Source organism: Streptomyces sp. NPDC019937, assembly GCF_040631655.1.
Taxonomy (GTDB): Bacteria; Actinomycetota; Actinomycetes; order Streptomycetales; family Streptomycetaceae; genus Streptomyces.
The window spans coordinates 80404-98191 of the sequence record NZ_JBEYAL010000021.1 but is presented as its reverse complement, the minus strand read 5'-3'; the positions used below and the strand labels follow the sequence as shown (position 1 = coordinate 98191).

15 protein-coding genes are annotated in these 17788 nt (G+C 73.0%); 5 read left to right on the top strand and 10 right to left on the bottom strand.

Features of this window, described 5'->3' with window-relative positions; genetic code table 11:
• Positions 1 to 149 precede the first annotated feature (149 nt).
• From ABZ562_RS21950 to ABZ562_RS21925, 6 genes are all read right to left on the bottom strand, one after another.
• Positions 150 to 1151 (bottom strand): sugar phosphate isomerase/epimerase family protein, encoded by a 1002-nt coding sequence (locus tag ABZ562_RS21950; RefSeq protein WP_361482181.1) that lies wholly within the window; start codon positions 1149 to 1151, stop codon positions 150 to 152.
• Between the two features lie 14 nt (positions 1152 to 1165).
• Positions 1166 to 2368, bottom strand: coding sequence for a Gfo/Idh/MocA family oxidoreductase (locus tag ABZ562_RS21945; RefSeq protein WP_361482178.1), 1203 nt, complete (start codon positions 2366 to 2368; stop codon positions 1166 to 1168).
• A 256-nt stretch (positions 2369 to 2624) separates the two neighbouring features.
• On the bottom strand, positions 2625 to 3674 hold the full coding sequence (locus ABZ562_RS21940) for a substrate-binding domain-containing protein (RefSeq protein WP_361482175.1): 1050 nt from the start codon (positions 3672 to 3674) through the stop codon (positions 2625 to 2627).
• Complete coding sequence (locus tag ABZ562_RS21935; RefSeq protein WP_361482370.1) at positions 3671 to 4660, bottom strand: ABC transporter permease; 990 nt, start codon at positions 4658 to 4660, stop codon at positions 3671 to 3673. The genes ABZ562_RS21940 and ABZ562_RS21935 overlap by 4 nt, the downstream gene beginning before the upstream one ends.
• 50 nt (positions 4661 to 4710) lie before the next feature.
• On the bottom strand, positions 4711 to 6249 hold the full coding sequence (locus tag ABZ562_RS21930; protein WP_361482172.1) for a sugar ABC transporter ATP-binding protein: 1539 nt from the start codon (positions 6247 to 6249) through the stop codon (positions 4711 to 4713).
• Positions 6250 to 7403: 1154 nt separating this feature from the next.
• Complete coding sequence (locus tag ABZ562_RS21925; RefSeq protein ID WP_361482169.1) at positions 7404 to 8585, bottom strand: ROK family transcriptional regulator; 1182 nt, start codon at positions 8583 to 8585, stop codon at positions 7404 to 7406.
• Positions 8586 to 8785: 200 nt separating this feature from the next.
• On the opposite strand from ABZ562_RS21925, the gene ABZ562_RS21920 reads away from it, so the two are divergent.
• Positions 8786 to 9073 (top strand): ribosomal protein L7/L12, encoded by a 288-nt coding sequence (locus ABZ562_RS21920; protein WP_361482166.1) that lies wholly within the window; start codon positions 8786 to 8788, stop codon positions 9071 to 9073.
• A gap of 27 nt (positions 9074 to 9100) precedes the next feature.
• On the opposite strand, the gene ABZ562_RS21915 is transcribed toward ABZ562_RS21920, so the two are convergent.
• The gene (locus ABZ562_RS21915) at positions 9101 to 9778 is read right to left on the bottom strand and encodes a GntR family transcriptional regulator (protein ID WP_361482163.1); all 678 of its coding nucleotides are present in this window, start codon (positions 9776 to 9778) and stop codon (positions 9101 to 9103) included.
• A gap of 154 nt (positions 9779 to 9932) precedes the next feature.
• On the opposite strand from ABZ562_RS21915, the gene fdhD reads away from it, so the two are divergent.
• Together fdhD and ABZ562_RS21905 are read left to right on the top strand one after the other, a co-directional pair.
• Entirely contained in the window at positions 9933 to 10793 is an 861-nt protein-coding gene (gene fdhD / locus ABZ562_RS21910) for a formate dehydrogenase accessory sulfurtransferase FdhD (RefSeq protein WP_361482160.1), read from the top strand.
• Positions 10794 to 10929: 136 nt separating this feature from the next.
• The gene (locus ABZ562_RS21905) at positions 10930 to 12189 is read left to right on the top strand and encodes a serine hydrolase domain-containing protein (protein ID WP_361482157.1); all 1260 of its coding nucleotides are present in this window, start codon (positions 10930 to 10932) and stop codon (positions 12187 to 12189) included.
• A 63-nt stretch (positions 12190 to 12252) separates the two neighbouring features.
• Here ABZ562_RS21905 and ABZ562_RS21900 read toward each other — a convergent pair whose 3' ends face one another.
• Positions 12253 to 12711 (bottom strand): MarR family transcriptional regulator, encoded by a 459-nt coding sequence (locus tag ABZ562_RS21900; protein WP_361482154.1) that lies wholly within the window; start codon positions 12709 to 12711, stop codon positions 12253 to 12255.
• 108 nt (positions 12712 to 12819) lie between these two features.
• On the opposite strand from ABZ562_RS21900, the gene ABZ562_RS21895 reads away from it, so the two are divergent.
• Positions 12820 to 13749, top strand: a complete 930-nt coding sequence (locus tag ABZ562_RS21895; protein WP_361482151.1) for a zinc-binding dehydrogenase — start codon at positions 12820 to 12822, stop codon at positions 13747 to 13749.
• A 142-nt stretch (positions 13750 to 13891) separates the two neighbouring features.
• Positions 13892 to 15853: a sialidase family protein gene (locus ABZ562_RS21890; RefSeq protein WP_361482148.1), complete on the top strand. Its 1962-nt coding sequence runs from the start codon at positions 13892 to 13894 to the stop codon at positions 15851 to 15853.
• Here the strand turns inward: ABZ562_RS21890 and ABZ562_RS21885 are convergent.
• Positions 15842 to 16558 carry a hypothetical protein gene (locus ABZ562_RS21885; RefSeq protein ID WP_361482145.1) on the bottom strand — a complete coding sequence of 239 codons (717 nt, stop codon included), beginning with the start codon at positions 16556 to 16558 and terminating at the stop codon, positions 15842 to 15844. The two genes, ABZ562_RS21890 and ABZ562_RS21885, sit on opposite strands and share 12 nt — an antisense overlap.
• Before the next feature lie 34 nt (positions 16559 to 16592).
• Positions 16593 to 17654, bottom strand: a complete 1062-nt coding sequence (locus ABZ562_RS21880) for a bile acid:sodium symporter family protein (RefSeq protein ID WP_361482142.1) — start codon at positions 17652 to 17654, stop codon at positions 16593 to 16595.
• Positions 17655 to 17788 lie beyond the last annotated feature (134 nt).

The following is a 17788-nucleotide window of genomic DNA, read 5'->3' as shown; positions in this document are numbered from 1 at the left end:
TTCGGAAACCCCTTTGACATGGGGTGGGTCGGCTTGGTCCGCGGGAAGGACAAAGCCGAGGGGGAAGGGACGGGGCGTTGCCCCCGCCCCGTCCCTTCCCGCGGCATCCGATATGCCGCTCCGCCGTGTGGCGGGGCAGGCCCGGCCGGTCAGCCGCCGCCGAAGGCGGCGTCGAAGGAGGCCGTCGGGGGGTCGAAGTCGTAGGACTTCAGGTGGCGCAGGGCCTCGGGGGCGCCCGTGAGGCGGTCCATGCCCGCGTCCTCCCACTCCACCGAGACCGGGCCGTCGTACGCGATGGAGCGCAGCATGCGGAAGACGTCCTCCCAGGGCACGTCGCCGTGGCCGGCGGAGACGAAGTCCCAGCCGCGGCGGGGGTCGCCCCAGGGGAGGTGGGAGCCCAGACGGCCGTTGCGGCCGTCCAGGCGGCGGCGGGCCTCCTTGCAGTCGACGTGGTAGATCCGGTCGCGGAAGTCCCACAGGAAGCCGACCGGGTCCAGGTCCTGCCAGACGAAGTGGCTGGGGTCGAAGTTGAGGCCGAAGGCGGGGCGGCGGCCGACGGCTTCGAGGGCGCGGTGGGTCGTCCAGTAGTCGTACGCGATCTCGCTCGGGTGGACCTCGTGGGCGAAGCGCACGCCCTCGGCGTCGAAGACGTCCAGGATGGGGTTCCAGCGGGTCGCGAAGTCCTCGTAGCCACGGTCGATCATGCCGGGCGGCACCGGCGGGAACATGGCGACCAGGTGCCAGATGGACGAGCCGGTGAAGCCGATGACGGTGCGCACCCCGAAGGCGGCCGCGGCGCGGGCGGTGTCCGCCATTTCGGCGGCGGCCCGCTGCCGTACGCCTTCCGCGTCGCCGTCGCCCCAGATGCGGGCGGGGAGGATGGCCCGGTGGCGTTCGTCGATGGGGTGGTCGCAGACGGCCTGGCCCACCAGGTGGTTGGAGATCGCCCAGCACTGGAGGCCGTACTTGTCGAGGAGCCGGCGGCGGCCGTCGAGGTAGCCGGGCTCGCCGAGGGCGCGGTCGACCTCGAAATGGTCGCCCCAGCAGGCGAGTTCGAGGCCGTCGTAGCCGAAGTCGCGGGCGTGGCGGCAGACCTCCTCCAGCGGCAGGTCCGCCCACTGGCCGGTGAAGAGGGTGAAGGGTCTGGGCATGCGGGGCCTCCTCCTCAGGCGGGCACGGGGGTGTAGACGCAGTTCTTCTCGGCGCTCTCCTCGACCGCGGCCAGCACCCGCTGCACCTGGAGCCCGTCCTCGAAGGACGGCTCGGGGTCCGTTCCGGTGGCGATGGCGGCCACCATGTCGCGCGCCTGGTGGACGAAGGTGTGGTCGTAGCCGAGGGCGTGGCCCGGGGGCCACCAGGCCTCCAGGTAGGGGTGGTCGGGTTCGGTGACCAGGATGCGGCGGAAGCCGGAGTCGGCGGCGGGCGCGGTGTGGTCGTGGAAGGACAGCTCGTTGAGCCGTTCGAGGTCGAAGGCGAGCGAGCCGTGGTCGCCGTTCAGCTCGATGCGCAGCGCGTTCTTGCGCCCGGCGGCGAAGCGGCTGGCCTCGAAGGACGCCAGCGCGCCGGAGGCGAGGCGGCCGGTGAACAGGGCCGCGTCGTCGACGGTGACCGGTCCGCGCGCCGCCACACCGGTAGCGTCAGCCGCCAGGCCCGCCACCGCCCCGGCGGGCAGCGGGCGTTCCCGTACGAAGGTCTCGGTGAGCGCCGAGACGCCGACCAGCCGCTCCCCCGCCAGGTACTGCGCGAGGTCCACGATGTGCGCCCCGAGGTCGCCGAGCGCGCCGGAGCCCGCCAGTTCCCGGCGCAGCCGCCACACCAGGGGGAATTCCGGGTCCACGATCCAGTCCTGGAGGTAGCTGACCCGTACGTGGCGTAACACGCCGATCCGGCCGTCGGCCACCATGCGGCGGGCCTGCGCGATCGCGGGCGTACGGCGGTAGTTGAAGCCCACCATCGCGCGCTGTCCGCGCGTCCGGGCCCGGCGTGCCGCGTCGGCCATGGCCTCCGCCTCGGCGACGGAGTTGGCGAGGGGCTTCTCGCACAGCACGTGCTTGCCCGCCTCCAGCGCGGCGATCGCGATCTCGGCGTGGCTGTCGCCGGGGGTGCAAATGTCGACCAGCTGCACATCGTCCCGGGCGATCAGCGCGCGCCAGTCGGTCTCGGCGGCCGCCCAGCCGTGTTTGTCGGCGGCGGCGCGTACGGCGTCCGGGTCACGGCCGCAGATGGCGGCCATGGCCGGGCGGAGGGGGAGGTCGAAGACGCGGCCCGCGGTGCGCCAGCCCTGGGAGTGGGCGGCGCCCATGAAGGCGTAGCCGACCATGCCGACGCCGAGGCCGTGGGCTTTGCGTTGCGCTTCGGGGTGTTCCATGAGGCTCCTCTCAGATCGCGGCGGATGCGAGGTGGAGACGGGCCCAGGGGGTGTCTCGCCGATCATGCCGGGCTCCCGACGTCGCTGTGACATCAGCCGCTGCCGCGGCGGGCGGCACCTCGCGGCCCCGCGCTCGTCGCACGCAGCGCCGCTGCGCTCTCCTCACGCGGGTTGCGAGCTTCCCCCAGCTACCGCTGGGAGGTGCCCCCTGCACCAGACGCCGCTCGCTGATCCGGCCTGATCGGCAAGACACCCCCTAGCTGAATCCTGTGGGCAGGTACTGGTCCACGTTGTCCTTGGTCACGACGGCCGAGTAGAGGGTGAGGGAGGCGGGGATCTCCAGCTCGGCCAGGCCCCCGACGCCCTTGCCCTGGCCGAGCGCGCGGGCCAGGTCGATGGCGGAGGCGGCCATCGTCGGCGGGTACAGGACGGTGGCCTTCAGGACGGTGTTGTCGGCCTTGATGGCGTCCATGGCGCGCTTGGCGCCCGCGCCGCCGACCATCAGGAAGTCGTCGCGCCCGGCCTGCTGGATGGCGCGTTCGGCGCCGACGCCCTGGTCGTCGTCGTGGTTCCACAGGGCGTCGAAGGCGGAGTGGGCCTGGAGCAGCTGGGCCATCTTCGACTGGCCGGACTCGACGGTGAATTCGGCGGCCTGGCGGCCGACCTTCTTGATGTTGGGGTAGTTCTTGAGGGCGTCGTCGAACCCGGCCGTGCGCTGGCGGGTCAGCTCCAGGTTGTCCAGCCCGGCCAGCTCCACCACCTTGGCGTTCTTCTTCCCCTTGAGCCGCTCGCCGATGTAGCGCCCGGCGTTGAGCCCCATGCCGTAGTTGTCGCCGCCGATCCAGCAGCGGTACGCCTGCGGGGAGGCGAAGACGCGGTCGAGGTTGACGACGGGGATGCCCGCCTTCATGGCCTTCAGCCCGACCTGGGTGAGCGCCTTGCCGTCGGCGGGCAGGATGACCAGGACGTCGACCTTCTTGTTGATGAGGGTTTCGATCTGGCCGATCTGCTGGGCGGTGTCGTTGGAGCCCTCGGTGGCCTCCAGCGTGACGTCCTCGTACTCCTTGGCGCGCCGCTTGGCCTGCTCGTTGATGGCGTTGAGCCAGCCGTGGTCGGCCTGCGGCCCGGCGAAGCCGACGGTGACCTTCCTTCCGGGCTTGGTGTCGGCGTTGCCCGCGGGCTGCTTGCCCTCGTCCTTGCTGTCGTTGTTCTCGTTGCTGGTGCAGCCCGCCGCGAACAGCGCGCCCGCCGCGGCGGTGCCCAGGAGGAGGTTTCTGCGACTGGTCGTGCTCGGGGTGTGGCTCATGACGTCGAACGACCCTTCTGTACCAGGACGGCGGCGACGATGATCGCGCCCTTGGCGATCTGCTGGACATCGGTCTGGAGGTTGTTCAGGGCGAAGAGGTTGGTGATGGTGGTGAAGACGAGGACGCCGAGGACGGAGCCGGTGATGGTGCCGCGGCCGCCGCTGAGCAGGGTGCCGCCGATGATGGCGGCGGCGATGGCGTCGAGTTCGTACAGGTTGCCGTTGGTGTTCTGGCCGGAGCCGGTGAGGACGACCAGCATGAACGCGGCGATGCCGCAGCACAGCCCGGACAGCAGGTACAGCAGCAGCCGCTGGCGCCGTACGTCGATGCCCGCGAGCCGGGCCGCCTCCGGGTTGCCGCCGATGGCGACGGTGCGCCGCCCGAACGTCGTACGGCCCAGCAGCAGCCAGCCGAGGACCGTGGCCGCGGCGAAGATCAACACCAGCGGTGGGACGCCCAGGACGTAGGAGTCGCGGAGCCCGAGGTCCAGCACCGGCTTGACGGTGACGACCTGCGTCCTGCCGTCGCTGATCTGCAGCGCGAGGCCGCGCGCGGAGGCCAGCATCGCGAGGGTGACGATGAACGGCACCACGCCGCCGTACGCGATGAGCACCCCGTTGACCAGTCCGCAGCCGAGCCCCACGAGCACGGCGCACAGCAGGATGCCGCCGAATCCGTAGTCCTGGGTGGCGAGCGTGGTGGCCCACACCGAGGCGAGCGCGACGATCGCCCCGACGGACAGATCGATGCCGCCGCTGGTGATGACGAACGTGACGCCGACGGTGACGACTCCGATGACGGACGCCTGGGTGAGGACGAGTTGCAGATTGTCGGTGCTCAGGAACTCGTCGGGCTTGGTGACGCCGCCGACGATGACGAGGACGGCCAGCACGCCGAGGAGGGAGAGGTTGCGCAGGTCGGCGAGGCGTCTGAGGCCGGTGGTCCTGGCGGGTGGGCCGGGGGCGGGCCCGGCCGCCTTGGTCAGCGTGGCCGCGGCGCCGGGGACGGCGTCGGCGCCGGTGTCTCCCGTTGAGTTCAGCACGACGGGCTCCCTTCCATCACGAGATCGAGGACGCGGTGCTCGTCCAGTTCGCCCGCGGGCGCCGTATGCACCACACGCCCCTCGCGGAGCACCAGCACCCGGTCGGCGAGGCCGAGGACTTCCGGCAGTTCGCTGGAGACCAGCAGCACCGCCATGCCGTCGTCGGCGAGGCGGCGGATCACCGCGTACAGCTCGGCGCGGGCGCCGACGTCCACCCCGCGGGTGGGCTCGTCCAGCAGCAGCACCCGGCAGCCGCGCAGCAGCCAGCGCGCGAGGACCGCCTTCTGCTGGTTGCCGCCGGACAGCGTGCGCACCGGCCGCTCCGGGTCGTCCGGGTGCAGCGACAGGTCGCGCACGCCGCGGCGGGCCGCGTCCCGCTCCGCGCCGCGGTCCAGCCATCCGGCCCGGGAGAAGCGGGCGAGGGAGGAGACGGAGACGTTACGGGTGACGGACTCCAGCATCAGCAGCGCCTGCGCCTTGCGCTCCTCGGGCGCCAGCCCGAGCCCGGCGCGCACGGCGGCGGTCACGCTGCCGGGGCGCAGCGGGCGGCCGTCGACCAGGACGCGGCCCGCGGTGGGGCGGCGGGCGCCGTACACGGTCTCCAGGATCTCGGACCGGCCGGAGCCGACGAGTCCGGCGAGCCCCACGATCTCGCCGGGCGCCAGATCCAGGTCGACGGGCTCGAACTCCCCCGCCCTGGCCAGCCCTTCGAGCCGCAGCACGGGTTGTGTGGCGGGGGTGAGCGTCCCCGCGCGCCGCGGAAACGCGTACTCGACGTCCCGGCCCGTCATCAGCGCGACGATGTCGCGGGTGGGCGTCGTACGGGCGGGCAGCCCGCGGGCGGCGGCGCGGCCGTCCTTCAGCACGGTCACGCGGTCGCCGATGCGGCGGATCTCCTCCAGCCGGTGCGAGATGTACACCACCGCCACGCCGCCGGTCGTGAGGTCGCCGACGATGCGGAAGAGGTTGTCCACCTCGTCGGGGTCGAGCGCGGCGGACGGCTCGTCCATGACGATCAGCCGCACGTCGTGGGAGAGGGCGCGGGCCATCGACACGATCTGCTGCGCGGCGGCGGAGAGTTCGCCCACCAGCCGCCTCGGGTCGATCTCCGGGTGGCCGAGGCGGGCCAGCAACTCGGCGGCGGTTGCCCGGGCGGCCCGGGACCGTACGAAGCCGGCGGTGGCGGGCTCATGGCCGAGGAAGATGTTCTCGGCCACGGACAGGCCCTCCACCAGGTCGAGTTCCTGGTAGATGGTGGCGATGCCGAGCCGCATGGCGGCGACCGGTGACTTCAGTACCACCGGCGCGCCCTGCCAGACGATCTCCCCGCCGTCCGGCTGATGGGCCCCCGCCAGCACCTTGATCAGCGTGGACTTGCCCGCGCCGTTCTGCCCCAGCAGGCAGTGCACCTCGCCCGCCTGGACGTCGAGGTCGACGCCGTCGAGGGCCCGTACGCCGGGGAAGGACTTGGTGATGCCGGACATGGTGAGCAGCGGGGGCTGGTCTGCCGGACGCGGTTCGGGTGGTGCCATGCGAGCCTCCTCGGCCGGGTCGCGGTGGTCGCTGGTCGCTGGTCGCTGGTCGCTGTGACGGTGCGGTGCGGTGCGGCGGTGCGGTGCCTCTCCCCCACCCCGCCCCTTCCCGACCCGGGGCTCCGCCCCCGCCCCCGCTCCTCAAACGCCGGAGGGGCTGGCAGGTGACCGGAGCACCAGACCCGGACGGCCGGGTGGCCGAGGCCGGTGCCCCTGGGGCTCCGGGCCGGGGGCAGGCCCGGGGCGCCGGGTCCTGGAGTCCCGAGTCCCGGGGCCCGGGCCCCGGGGCCAAGTCCGGGCCCCGTTCCAGGTCCGGGTCCGGGTCCGGGCACGGGTGGCCAGGTCCGAGTCCGGGGCCAACCAGGGCCCAGCTCGGGTCCGAGTCCGAGTCCGGGGGTCGGGGGTCGGGGGTCAAGGGTCGAAGGGGCGGGGCGGCATTCGGGTCCGGGCCGAAGTCCAGGCCCAGGTCCGGGTGGCCAGGCCCGAGTCCAGGGTCTCGGCCCGGAGCTGGGGTCCGGGTCTCCGGGCCAACCAGGGCCCAGTTCGGGGCCCAGTTCGGGTGCACGTCCGGGCCGCAGTCGGGGGTCGGGGGTCTGGTCCGGAGCCCGGGTCCGGGTCTCCGGGGCCCAACCAGGGCCCAGCTCGGGGCCGAGTCCGGGCCACAGTCCGGGGGTCGGGGGTCGGGGGTCGGGGGTCGGGGGTCAGGGTCGGGGGTCGAGGGGGCGGGGCCGCGCTCGGGTCCGGGCCGAAGTCCGGGGCGAGGTCCGGGGCCAGGCCCGGGTGGCCGGGTCCGGGTGGCCGGGTCCGGGTGGCCAGGCCCGAGTTCGGGGTCTGGTCCGGAGCCCGGGTCCGGGTCTCCGAGGCCAACCAGGGCCCAGCTCGAGGCCAGGTCCGAGTCCGGGGTCGAGGGTCGAGGGTGGAGGGTCGAGGGGGCGGGCCGCGCTCGGGTCCGGGCTCACGTGCGGGTCGGGGGCCGGGGCGGAGCCTCCACGTGGCGGAGCCGCATATCGGATACAGCGGGAAGGGGCGGGGTGGGGAAAGGCCACGTCCGGGGGTACCGCACGGGCCACGCGCTGTGCCTCGGTACGGCCGTGCCCCAAGCGCGGGCCGTAGGGACGGGGGTCGTGGGCGGTAGGCGCCCGGCGACGGGAAGGTCAGGCGGGGGAGAAGAGGTGGTCGCTGATCAGTCGGGCCGCGCCGGTGACCCCCGCGGCGGGGCCAAGTTCGCCCAGCACGATGGGGAGGTTGCCGGTGGCGAGCGGAAGGGACTGGCGGTAGACCTGGGTGCGGATGGCGGCGAGGAGCGTGTGGCCGAGGCCGGTGACGCCGCCGCCGATCACCACCAGGCCCGGGTTGAAGAAGCTGACGAGACCGGCGATGACCTGGCCGGTGCGCATGCCGCCCTCGCGGATGAGTTCGAGGGCGGCGGCGTCACCGGCCGAGGCCGCCGCCGCGACGTCGGTGGCGGCGAGGTGCCCCGCGGCCTCCAGCCGCGCGGCGAGTTCGGCGGAGCGGCCGTCGAGGGCGGCGGCCTCGGCGTCGCGGGCGAGAGCCGCGCCGCCGAAGTAGGCCTCCAGGCAGCCGTGGTTGCCGCAGGCGCAGGGGCGGCCGTCGGGCTCGGCCTGGATGTGCCCGATGTCGCCCGCGCTGCCGGTCGTACCGCGGTAGACATCACCGGCGACCACGATGCCGCAGCCGATACCGGTGCCGATCTTGACGCAGAGGAAGTCTTTGACGGAGCGGGCGACCCCGGCGTGCTGCTCCCCCATGGCCATGAGGTTCACGTCGTTGTCGACCATGACGGGGCAGCCCAGTTCCTGGCTGAGTGCCTCCCGTACGGGGAAGCCGTCCCAGCCCGGCATGATCGGTGGCGCGACGGGCACGCCCTCGGGGTACCGGACCGGGCCCGGCACTCCGATGCCCGCGCCGTCGAACCCCTCCGCGACGCCGGAGGCGCGGAGCTTGGCGGCCATGGCCAGGACCTGTTCGAACACCGCGACCGGGCCCTCGCGGACATCCATGGGCTGGGTGAGGTGGCCGAGAATCTCCAGTTCCGCGTTGGTCACCGCCACGTCGACGGACGTGGCGCCGATGTCGACGCCGAGCAGCCGCAGGGCGGGCGCGAGCCGTATGTTGTGCGAGCGGCGCCCGCCCCGTGAGGCGGCGAGCCCGTCGGCGACCACCAGTCCGGTCTCCAGCAGCCGGTCGATCTCGACGGCGAGCTTGGAACGCGACAGGTCGATCTGATCGCCCAGCTGGGCCCGGGAGTTGGGGCCGCCGTCGCGCAACAGGCGGAGCAGCCGGGCCTGGTGCGCGTTCGCGGGTCGTGCCGTCATGCGCCTCACGCCGCCCCTCCCGCCGTCATCGGCATGCACATGGTCGGGCTTTCACGGGGAACGTAGCAGCGGTTGTCGGGGGTGGGAAGAACTTGCGCCGCAATCCATGCGGACTTTCTCCTGCGGAAGGACAAACTTACGGGCAGCCAGGGGCGATTTTCCGTCAGTCGCCGTCGGCGCCACCCGCTAGCATGCCGATCATGGAAATAGCGAGCTACGCCACCCTCGTGGCCGTCATCGTGATCTACGGCGGCCTGGAAGCCCGCCTCAAGCGCATGGAGCGCCGGGCCGCCCGGCTGGAGCGCAAGGCGGACCTGATCCTCGAGCACCTGGGCGTGCGTCAGGAGGAGCCGGGCATGGAGCGGGTGACAGCGCTGCTGCGCGAGAACAAGAAGATCCAGGCCATCAAGGAGTACCGCGAGATCACGGACGCCGATCTCAAGGAGGCCAAGGAGGCGGTCGACCGCATGGACGGCACCCGCGGCTGAAGCCCGGGCGCCACGCGGAGGGCGCGGTCAGTCCCTCGGGCGCTCGTGGTAGCTGCGGCGCGTGTGCTCGGTGTGGGCGCGCATGATCTCCGTGGCGCGCCGCTCGTCGCGCGCGGCGATGGCGGCGATCAGGTCACGGTGCTCGATCCAGGACTGCTTGCCGCGCTGCCGGGCCACCGGGGTGTAGTACCAGCGGACCCGGCGGTGCACCTGGGCGGCCAGGTCCGCCAGCACCGCGTTCCCGGCGAGCGCCATCACCGTGGCGTGGAATTCAGCGTTCGCGGCCACGGCGCCGTCCACGTCGTCGGCCAGGACCGCCCGTTCACCGGTGGCGCACACCTCCTCCAGCGCCGCGATCCCCTCCGGTCCCGCGCCCACGGCGGCCAGCCGCGCGGCCTCGGCCTCCAGCAGGGTGCGGACGGTGAGGAGCTGATCGGCCTCCTCCTCCGTGGGCTCGTGGACGAACGCGCCCTGCGCCGGGCGCAGATCGACCCACCCCTCGGTGTTGAGCCGCTGCAGCGCCTCGCGCACCGGCTGCCGGGAAACCCCGAGCTGGCCCGCCAGTTCGCTCTCGACGAGGTGCTGGCCGGGGCGGAGGGCGCGGGTGGTGATCAGCTCGAGCAGGGCCTCGTAGACGCGCTCGCGCAGCGGCCCGGGCCGCTCCAGCCTCGGCACCGCGCCCTGCGGCAGTCCCTTGGACAGCATCGCGCCCCCTGTGGATCGGTGTCGGCCGGGTTCCCGGATTGGCTATTGTCTACAGTTTACGCACACCGTGGGCTACGGTCTTCACAACCGCGTGCGGGACAATGAGACGTCCCAGCACGTACGGAAACCACGCACAGAACCGGGACTGATCGACATGGGACGGGTCACTGAGCGACGCCGCGTCATCCGCGTCCGCGACGGGGTGGTCGGCACCCGCCCGGACACTCTGGTGGCCGAGGAGCCGCTGGAGATCCGGCTGAACGGCCGGCCACTGGCGATCACCATGCGCACACCGGGCGACGACTTCGCGCTGGCCGCCGGATTCCTGGTGAGCGAGGGAGTGCTCGGCAGCGCGGACGAACTGGCGAACATCGTCTACTGCGCGGGCGCCACCGAGGACGGCTCCAACACCTACAACGTGGTGGACGTGAAGCTCGCGCCGGGCGTCCCCGTCCCCGACATCACCCTCGAGCGCAACGTCTACACGACCTCGTCGTGCGGTCTGTGCGGCAAGGCCAGCCTGGACGCCGTCCGTACGACGGCGCGCTGGCGGCTGGACGAGCCGGCCGATGAGTACACCCCGGTCCGTATCACCCCGGAGACCCTGACCGACCTGCCCGAGCGGCTGCGCGCCGCCCAGCGGGTCTTCGACCGCACCGGCGGGCTGCACGCGGCGGCGCTGTTCACGCCGGAGGGCGAGCTGCTGGACATACGGGAGGACGTGGGGCGCCACAACGCGGTGGACAAGCTGGTCGGGCGGGCCGTCCAGCAGGGGTCGCTGCCGCTGTCCGGGGCCGTGCTGCTGGTGTCCGGCCGGGCCTCGTTCGAGCTGGCGCAGAAGGCGGTCATGGCGGGGATCCCGGTGCTGGCCGCGGTCTCGGCGCCGTCCTCGCTGGCCGTGGACCTGGCGAACGAGGCGGGGCTCACGCTGGTCGGCTTCCTGCGCGGCACGTCGATGAACGTGTACGCGGGCGAGCACCGGCTCGCCCTGCCGACGGCGGTCGGCGGGGCCTGACGGCCCGGCCGAGGCAGCGCTGACACCACCCCGGCGCCGACAGCCGGCTCCCCCCTACAGGTGGTGCGGGCACCACCCGGGCAGGGGGTCGCCACCATGTGGTCGCGGCCCCCTCGCCCCGGCAGGCTGGGGGGATATGAACCGACGCATCAGGCCGGCCCGTTTACGCCTCGCCGCCGTCGCCACGGCGGCCGCCGCCCTCCTCATCGGCGTCACCGCCGTCCTGGCGGCCACGGCCGATCACCACACCCCACGCGCCGCGCCCACCGCCACCGCCCCCTCCCCCGCCCCGCTCACCTCGACACAGCTGAACCAGCGGGTGACCCGGGTACTCAAGGAGGCCCGGTACACCGGCATCACCGTGGAGGTGCGGGACGGCCGCCGCCGGACCCACGCCCGCGCCGGCGAGGAAGAACTGCACACCGGCCGCCCCATGCCCTACGGGGCGAACTACCGGGCCGCCAGCGTCACCAAGACGTTCGTGGCCACCGTGATGCTGCAACTGGCCGCCGAGAAGCGGCTGTCGCTGAGCGATCCGGTGGAGAAGTGGCTGCCGGGCGTGGTGCGCGGCAAGGGTAACGACGGCCGCCGGATCACCATCCGGAACCTGCTGCAGCACACCAGCGGGATCTACCGCTACGACACCACGGAGGACACCGGAAGCACGGCCGCCGCCTTCGAGAAGAGCCGGTACCGCCACTTCGGCCCCGAGGACATCGTCGCCGGGGCGATGAAGCACCGGCCCGACTTCCCGCCCGCCGCCGAGGACGACCCGCGTCCGCGGTGGAACTACTCCAACCCCGGCTATGTCCTCGCCGGGATGATCATCCAGAAGGCCACCGGGCGGCCGTGGTCCGCGGAGGTGCGCGACCGGATCGTCCGCCCGCTGGGCCTGACCGGCACCTACGACCCCGGGGACGATCCGCGGGTGCGCGGCCCGCACGCGCATACGTACCACCGCTTCCCCGGCTCCACGACGTGGACCGACACCACCGCCCGCAATGTGGCCTCGGCGGGCTCCGCGGGCGCCCTGATCAGCACCGACCGCGATCTGGACCGGTTCCTCACCGCGCTGCTGGGCGGGCGGCTGCTGCCACCGGCGCAGCTCGCCGCGATGCGCCGTACCGTCCCCGTCAGCGCGGAGTACCAGAAGGCCTTCCCCGGGATGCGCTACGGCCTCGGTCTGGACCGGCAGCCGCTGAGCTGCGGCGGCTACCGCTGGGGGCACGGCGGCGACCTCGACGGCGGCACGATCAGGACGGCCGTGGCCCCGGACGGGCGACGCTCGGTCGTGGTCATGACCACGGGCACGACGTACGACGCCAAACGGCTCCTGACGGGCGAGCGGGCCGTTCAGTCGCTGCTCGACGACGTGATGTGCGGACGGAAACCCTGACGGAGCGCTGACGGAAACCCTGACGGAAGCTCTCACGCGGCCTGCGACGGCGCGGGCGGCCGGCTACTCCCCCCGGCACGGCTCGTCCGGCTCGGCCACCCGCCGCAGCAGCGCCACCAGTTGATCGCGCTCCGCAGCGCTCAGCCCCGCCGTCAGCTCGTCGTTCGCCTCGTCGCCCAGCCGCCGCGTACGCGCCAGCCGCCGCTCACCCTCCTCCGACATCGCGATCGCGTTCTTCCGGCGGTCGCGCGGATCGGGGCTGCGGGTGACGAGCCCTTCGCCCTCCAGGTCGCCGACGATCCCCACCATGTCCTTGGGGTCGATGCCCAGGCTGCGCCCCAACTCGGCCTGCGATACGGGCCCCAGCTCCGCGACGGCGGACAGCACCGCGTGATGCATCATCCGCATCCCCTCCCGGGCCAGCGCCTCCGCCACCAGGCGGTGCCCGCGCGCGGCGGCGCGGCCGAGGAGCCAGCTGGGCAGGGAGCGGATGCGGGCGGGGGCGAACGGGGTCTCGGGCATGGCCTCAGCGTACCCGGCACATCGTTGGGGCACCCAACGTTGGCAACCCCAACGATTCCCGCTACCGTTGGGCCGCCCAATGAATTCAGCCGCACTCCGGGAGGCCCCATGCGTCGCGTCCGTTTTCCTGCCCACGGCGGCCCGGACGTCCTCCGCCTGGAAGAGGCCGACCCGCCCACGCCCGCCCTCGGTGAGCTGCTGATCCGTACCGAGGCGATCGGCGTGAGCCTGCCCGGGGTCCGCCGCGTCCGGGACACCGGCACCCCGCTCCCCGGGACCTTCGGCGGCGAGGTCGCGGGCCGGGTGGCCGGGCTCGGCGACGGCGTGACCGGCTTCGCCGTCGGCGACCGGGTCACCGCGATCTCGTTCTCCGACTCCTACGCCGACCTCACCACCGCCCCCGTCGTCACCGCCTCGCCCATCCCGGACGGCGTGACGGCCGTGGAGGCGGTCGCCCTCGTGCGCGGCGGCCATGTTGCCCTCGCCGCCCTCGCGGCGGCCGCAGCGTCCCCCGCCGAATCCCTGCTGATCACGGGCGCCGCGAGTGGCGTCGGCCATCTGGCGGTCCAGCTGGCCCGCATTCAGGGGGTGCGCCGGGTCGTCGCGGCCGCCGGCTCCCCGGCGAAGGCCGCGTTCCTGCGCGGCCTCGGCGCGGACGAGGTGGTGGCGTACGGGGACGCGTCCTGGGGCGAGCCGGTCGACACGGTGCTCGACGGCGTCGGCGGCGACCTCCTCCCCCGCGCCCTCGCGGCCCTCGCCCCCGCCGGCCGGCTGATCTTCTTCAACTCCGGCGGTGGCACCGTCCCCGCGCACGCCCTGCTGTCCGGCGCGAAGACCATCACCGGCCTGACCATGGCTCACTTCTCGCAGACGCGACCCGAGTTGTACGCACGGCATTGCGCGGAGCTGTGGCGGCTCCTCGCCGAGGGCCGTCTGCGCCCCGCCGTGCACGCCGAACTGCCGCTCGACCAGGCGCCGAAGGCCCACGACATCGTCGAGTCCCGCACCAACCAGGGAAAGGTCGTCCTCATCCCGTGACGCACGGTCCTTGTTTCACCGGGTCACAAAGCGGGACACTTCTGCGACAGTCTCCATGAGACATGGGATGTCGTGATGTCTTCATGGCTTGATGTCTTGATGCTTCTGATGTCCACATGGCTCTGAAGGGCAGGTCGTGACCATGGCGTCAGATCCCCGCAATCGCCCCCGAACCAGACGTCGGCGGCGCCGCGCCTCGGTGCTCCTCGCCGCCGCGGCGCTGGCCCTGACCTCACTTCCGGCATGGGCCGCGGACACGGACGACACCGTGTCCGCGGCCCGTACCGTTTCCGGCTCCGCCGGCTCCGCCCCGGACTTCGACCAGCGGACCCTCTTCAAGTCCGGCCAGGACGCGGGCTACTTCTGCTTCCGGATCCCCGCGATCGTCACCTCCAGGGACGGCACCCTGCTCGCCTTCGCCGAGGGCCGCAAGGACAACTGCGGCGACGCCGGGGACATCGACCTGGTGCTCAAGCGCTCCACCGACGGGGGCCGCACCTGGGGCCCGTTACAGGTGATCAACGAGGGCGGCGGCGACACCCACGGCAACCCGGCGCCCGTCGTGGACACGCGCACCGGCCGCATCCTGCTGGCCAGCACGTACAACACCGGCCGCGACGATTCCCAGAGCTGCGACGTGCCGTGTGACCGCACCCCGCACCTGCAGTACAGCGACGACGACGGCGCCACCTGGTCCGCCCCGCGCGATCTGAGCCCCACCCTGCTGCCGCCGACGTGGAACTCCTGGTACGCCACCGGCCCGGTGCACGGCATCCAGCTCAAGCACGGGCGGCACAAGGGGCGGCTGCTCTTCACCGTCAACACCGAGAGCCACGACGGCACCCGCATCACCGCCAACCACGCGGCGCTCGCCTACAGCGACGACGGCGGCAGGCGCTGGAAGATCGGCGCGGTGGACTCGTACCCGATAGCGCAGGACGGGACGTTCCGCCAGAAGCCCTCGGAGATGACGCTGGTGGAGCGGGCCGACGGCTCGGTCTATGTCAACGGGCGCGAACAGGACGGCACCGACCTCGGCCACCGCGACTACGCCCTCAGCCGCGACGGCGGCGAGAGCTTCGCCGCGCCCTTCCGCACCATCCCCGACCTGTCCACGCCGATGGTGCAGGGCTCGGTCCTCCGGCTGCGCGCCCCGGGCCGCGACGGCCCCGGGCGGCTGCTGTTCTCGGCGCCCGCCGACCCCGACCGGCGCCGCACCATGATGATCCGCTCCTCCTGGGACGAGGCCCGCAGCTGGGAGGGCACCGACCGCGGCAAGGTGGTCACCACCGACTGGTCCGGCTACTCCGACATGGCCCTCATCGCGCCCGGCACGGTCGGGCTGATGTACGAGGGCGGCGCGGTGGACGCCCGCGACGAGATCCGCTTCGCCCGCTTCACCGAGGACTGGCTGGGCCCGCGCGCCGCCCCGTCGCCGGTCACGGACGACCGCGCGCCCCGGGCCCGCCCCGCGACCGTCCTCGGCGGCGCCACCGGGACCGACGGCCGCTTCGGCGGAGCGCTCGCCTTCGACGGTACGGACGACGCCGTACGCCTCCCGTACCGCCCGTCGCTGCCGCTCGGCACCCGTGACTTCACCATCAGCCTGTGGTTCCGCTACTCCGCCGCCTCCGGGCAGCACCCGTTCCTCTGGATGGGCGGCATCGGCGGCAAACAGGCCCAGGTCTGGGTGCGCGGCGAACCGTCCTCGAACCGCGTCCGCGCCCTGATGACCACCGTCAACGGCCCGGCCACCTACACCTCGGCCTCGGTCGCCACCACCACCGCCCACAACGACGGCGCATGGCACCACCTGGCCCTCACCCGCGCCGACGGCCACCTCACCCTCACGGTGGACGGCACCGATCCGGCCTCCGCACCCGACGCGCCCGGCACCATCAGCCGCTCCTCCCCCTTCGCCCTCCACCTCGGCGAGGCGGTCGACGGCCGCTCCCGGATGACGGGCGCCCTGGACGAGGTACGCGTCTACGGCCGGGCGCTGACCGACACCGAACTGCGCCGGATCCGCGAGTCCAACGCCCCGGTCGACGGGAAGTCCGCCACCGCCCACCTCCCCCTGGACCACGTCCGGTCATCCCGCTGACGCCTCGCTCGCGGCGCGGGCGGCGTGTGCCTCACGCCGCCCGCGCCGCCAGGCGAGCGCCAGTCCGGCCGCGGAGATCAGCGCGGGGACGGCCAGCATCACGGTCAGGTTCTCGACCCAGCCCGCGTTCAGCCGCGAGGTGCTCCCGCTGTGGGTCATGCACGTGGCCTGCGGCGGGAACAGGCCGTACTCCAGCGTCTTCGGCGGGTATTCGCCCCATTCCCCGCCCGCCGAACAGGCCGAGGACGGGCCGGTGAGCAGCGGCCAGGCCGCCAGGCCGTACACCAGGGCGAAGACGGAGCCGGTGACGAAGAAGGCCGTCCCCGTGCGGCGCAGCCGCTCCCCGCGGGAGATCTGCAGACCGGTTCCGGCGGGCAGTTCGACGCATTCGGCCAGCAGTGCCAGCAGCACGCAGAGCGCGAGCCCCGCGAAGGCGCACCAGATCACCGCGCCCAGCACCCCGGTGCCGCCCGCGGAGACCTCTCCCCCGTCGTACTCGCAGATGATGGCCGGGGGAAACGCCTGGTGCCGGATGTCGCCCAGCCACCCGGGGCCCTCCACCATTCCCTGGCTGCACCGCTCGTCGAACTCGATGGCGTCCACCCAGGCCACCACGAAGGAGAGGAACAGGAGGAGGGACGACACACCGGCCCCGGCCCACAGGCGCTCCGTACGAAAGGCCCCATGGGTAAGAGTGTTCGACATGTGCGGAGATTAGCGGAGCTGCCGGAAGAATCGCTCAGCGGACGGCGGCAGCGGGCTCCGGAGTCTCCGGGGTCTTTGACGCCACGGGCTCCGGGGCGGGTTCGGGGGCCCGGTCCGCGAAGCGGCGGGCCAGGACGGCGCAGACCATCAGCTGCATCTGGTGGAAGAGCATCAGCGGCAGGACGGCCAGGCTCGCCTGGGCGCCGAAGAGGACGCTGGCCATGGGCAGCCCCGCGGCCAGGCTCTTCTTGGAGCCCGCGAAGGTGATCGTGATGCGGTCCTCCCGGCGGAAGCCCAGCTTCCGGGAACCGTACGTGGTCAGCGTGAGCATGAGCGCGAGCAGCACCGCCTCCACCGCGAGCAGGACCGCCAGCCGGGCGGGGGTGATCTGGTGCCAGATGCCCCGGGTCATGCCCTCGCTGAAGGCCGCGTAGACGACGAGCAGGACCGAGCCCCGGTCGACCAGGCGCAGGACCGCGCGGTGGCGGGAGATGAAGCCGCCGATCCAGCGGCGCAGGAGCTGACCGGCCAGGAAGGGGGCCAGCAGCTGGAGCGCGATCTGGATCATCGAGTCGGCGGAGAACCCGCCGCCGCTGCCGCCGAGGAGCAGCGCGGCCAGGACCGGGGTGACGACGATGCCGATCAGACTGGAGAAGGAGCCCGCGCAGATCGCGGCGGCGACGTTGCCCCGGGCGAGCGAGGTGAAGGCGATCGAGGACTGGACCGTGGAGGGCACCAGGCACAGGAAGAGGAGACCGGTGTAGAGGGGCTGGGTGAGGACGTACGGGACGAGCCCGCGGGCCGCCAGGCCCAGCGCCGGAAAGATCACGAAGGTACAGGCCAGCACGGTCAGGTGGAGGCGCCAGTGACGCACCCCGTCCAGCGCCTCACGGGTGGAGAGCCGGGCGCCGTAGAGGAAGAAGAGGAAGGCGACGGCGACCGTGGTGGCCCCGTCCGTCACGGTGGCGGCCCGGCCGCTGACCGGGAGCAGCGCGGCGAGGGCGACGGTGCCGACCAGGCCGAGGATGAAGCCGTCCAGGGGCAGCCAGGAGGGGAGCGTGATCGTGCGACGGAGCAGGTGGCGCGGGCGGAGCATGAACTCTCTTTCTCGGTCTTGCGTGACGTACGAACGGGCCCGGACGGGGCCCTCTCCAGCCTGCCCGCGATCGACCCCATCGGGAATCCCGCATACCGCACTGACTGCTATCGCGTTCCGTGATGGCCGTGCCT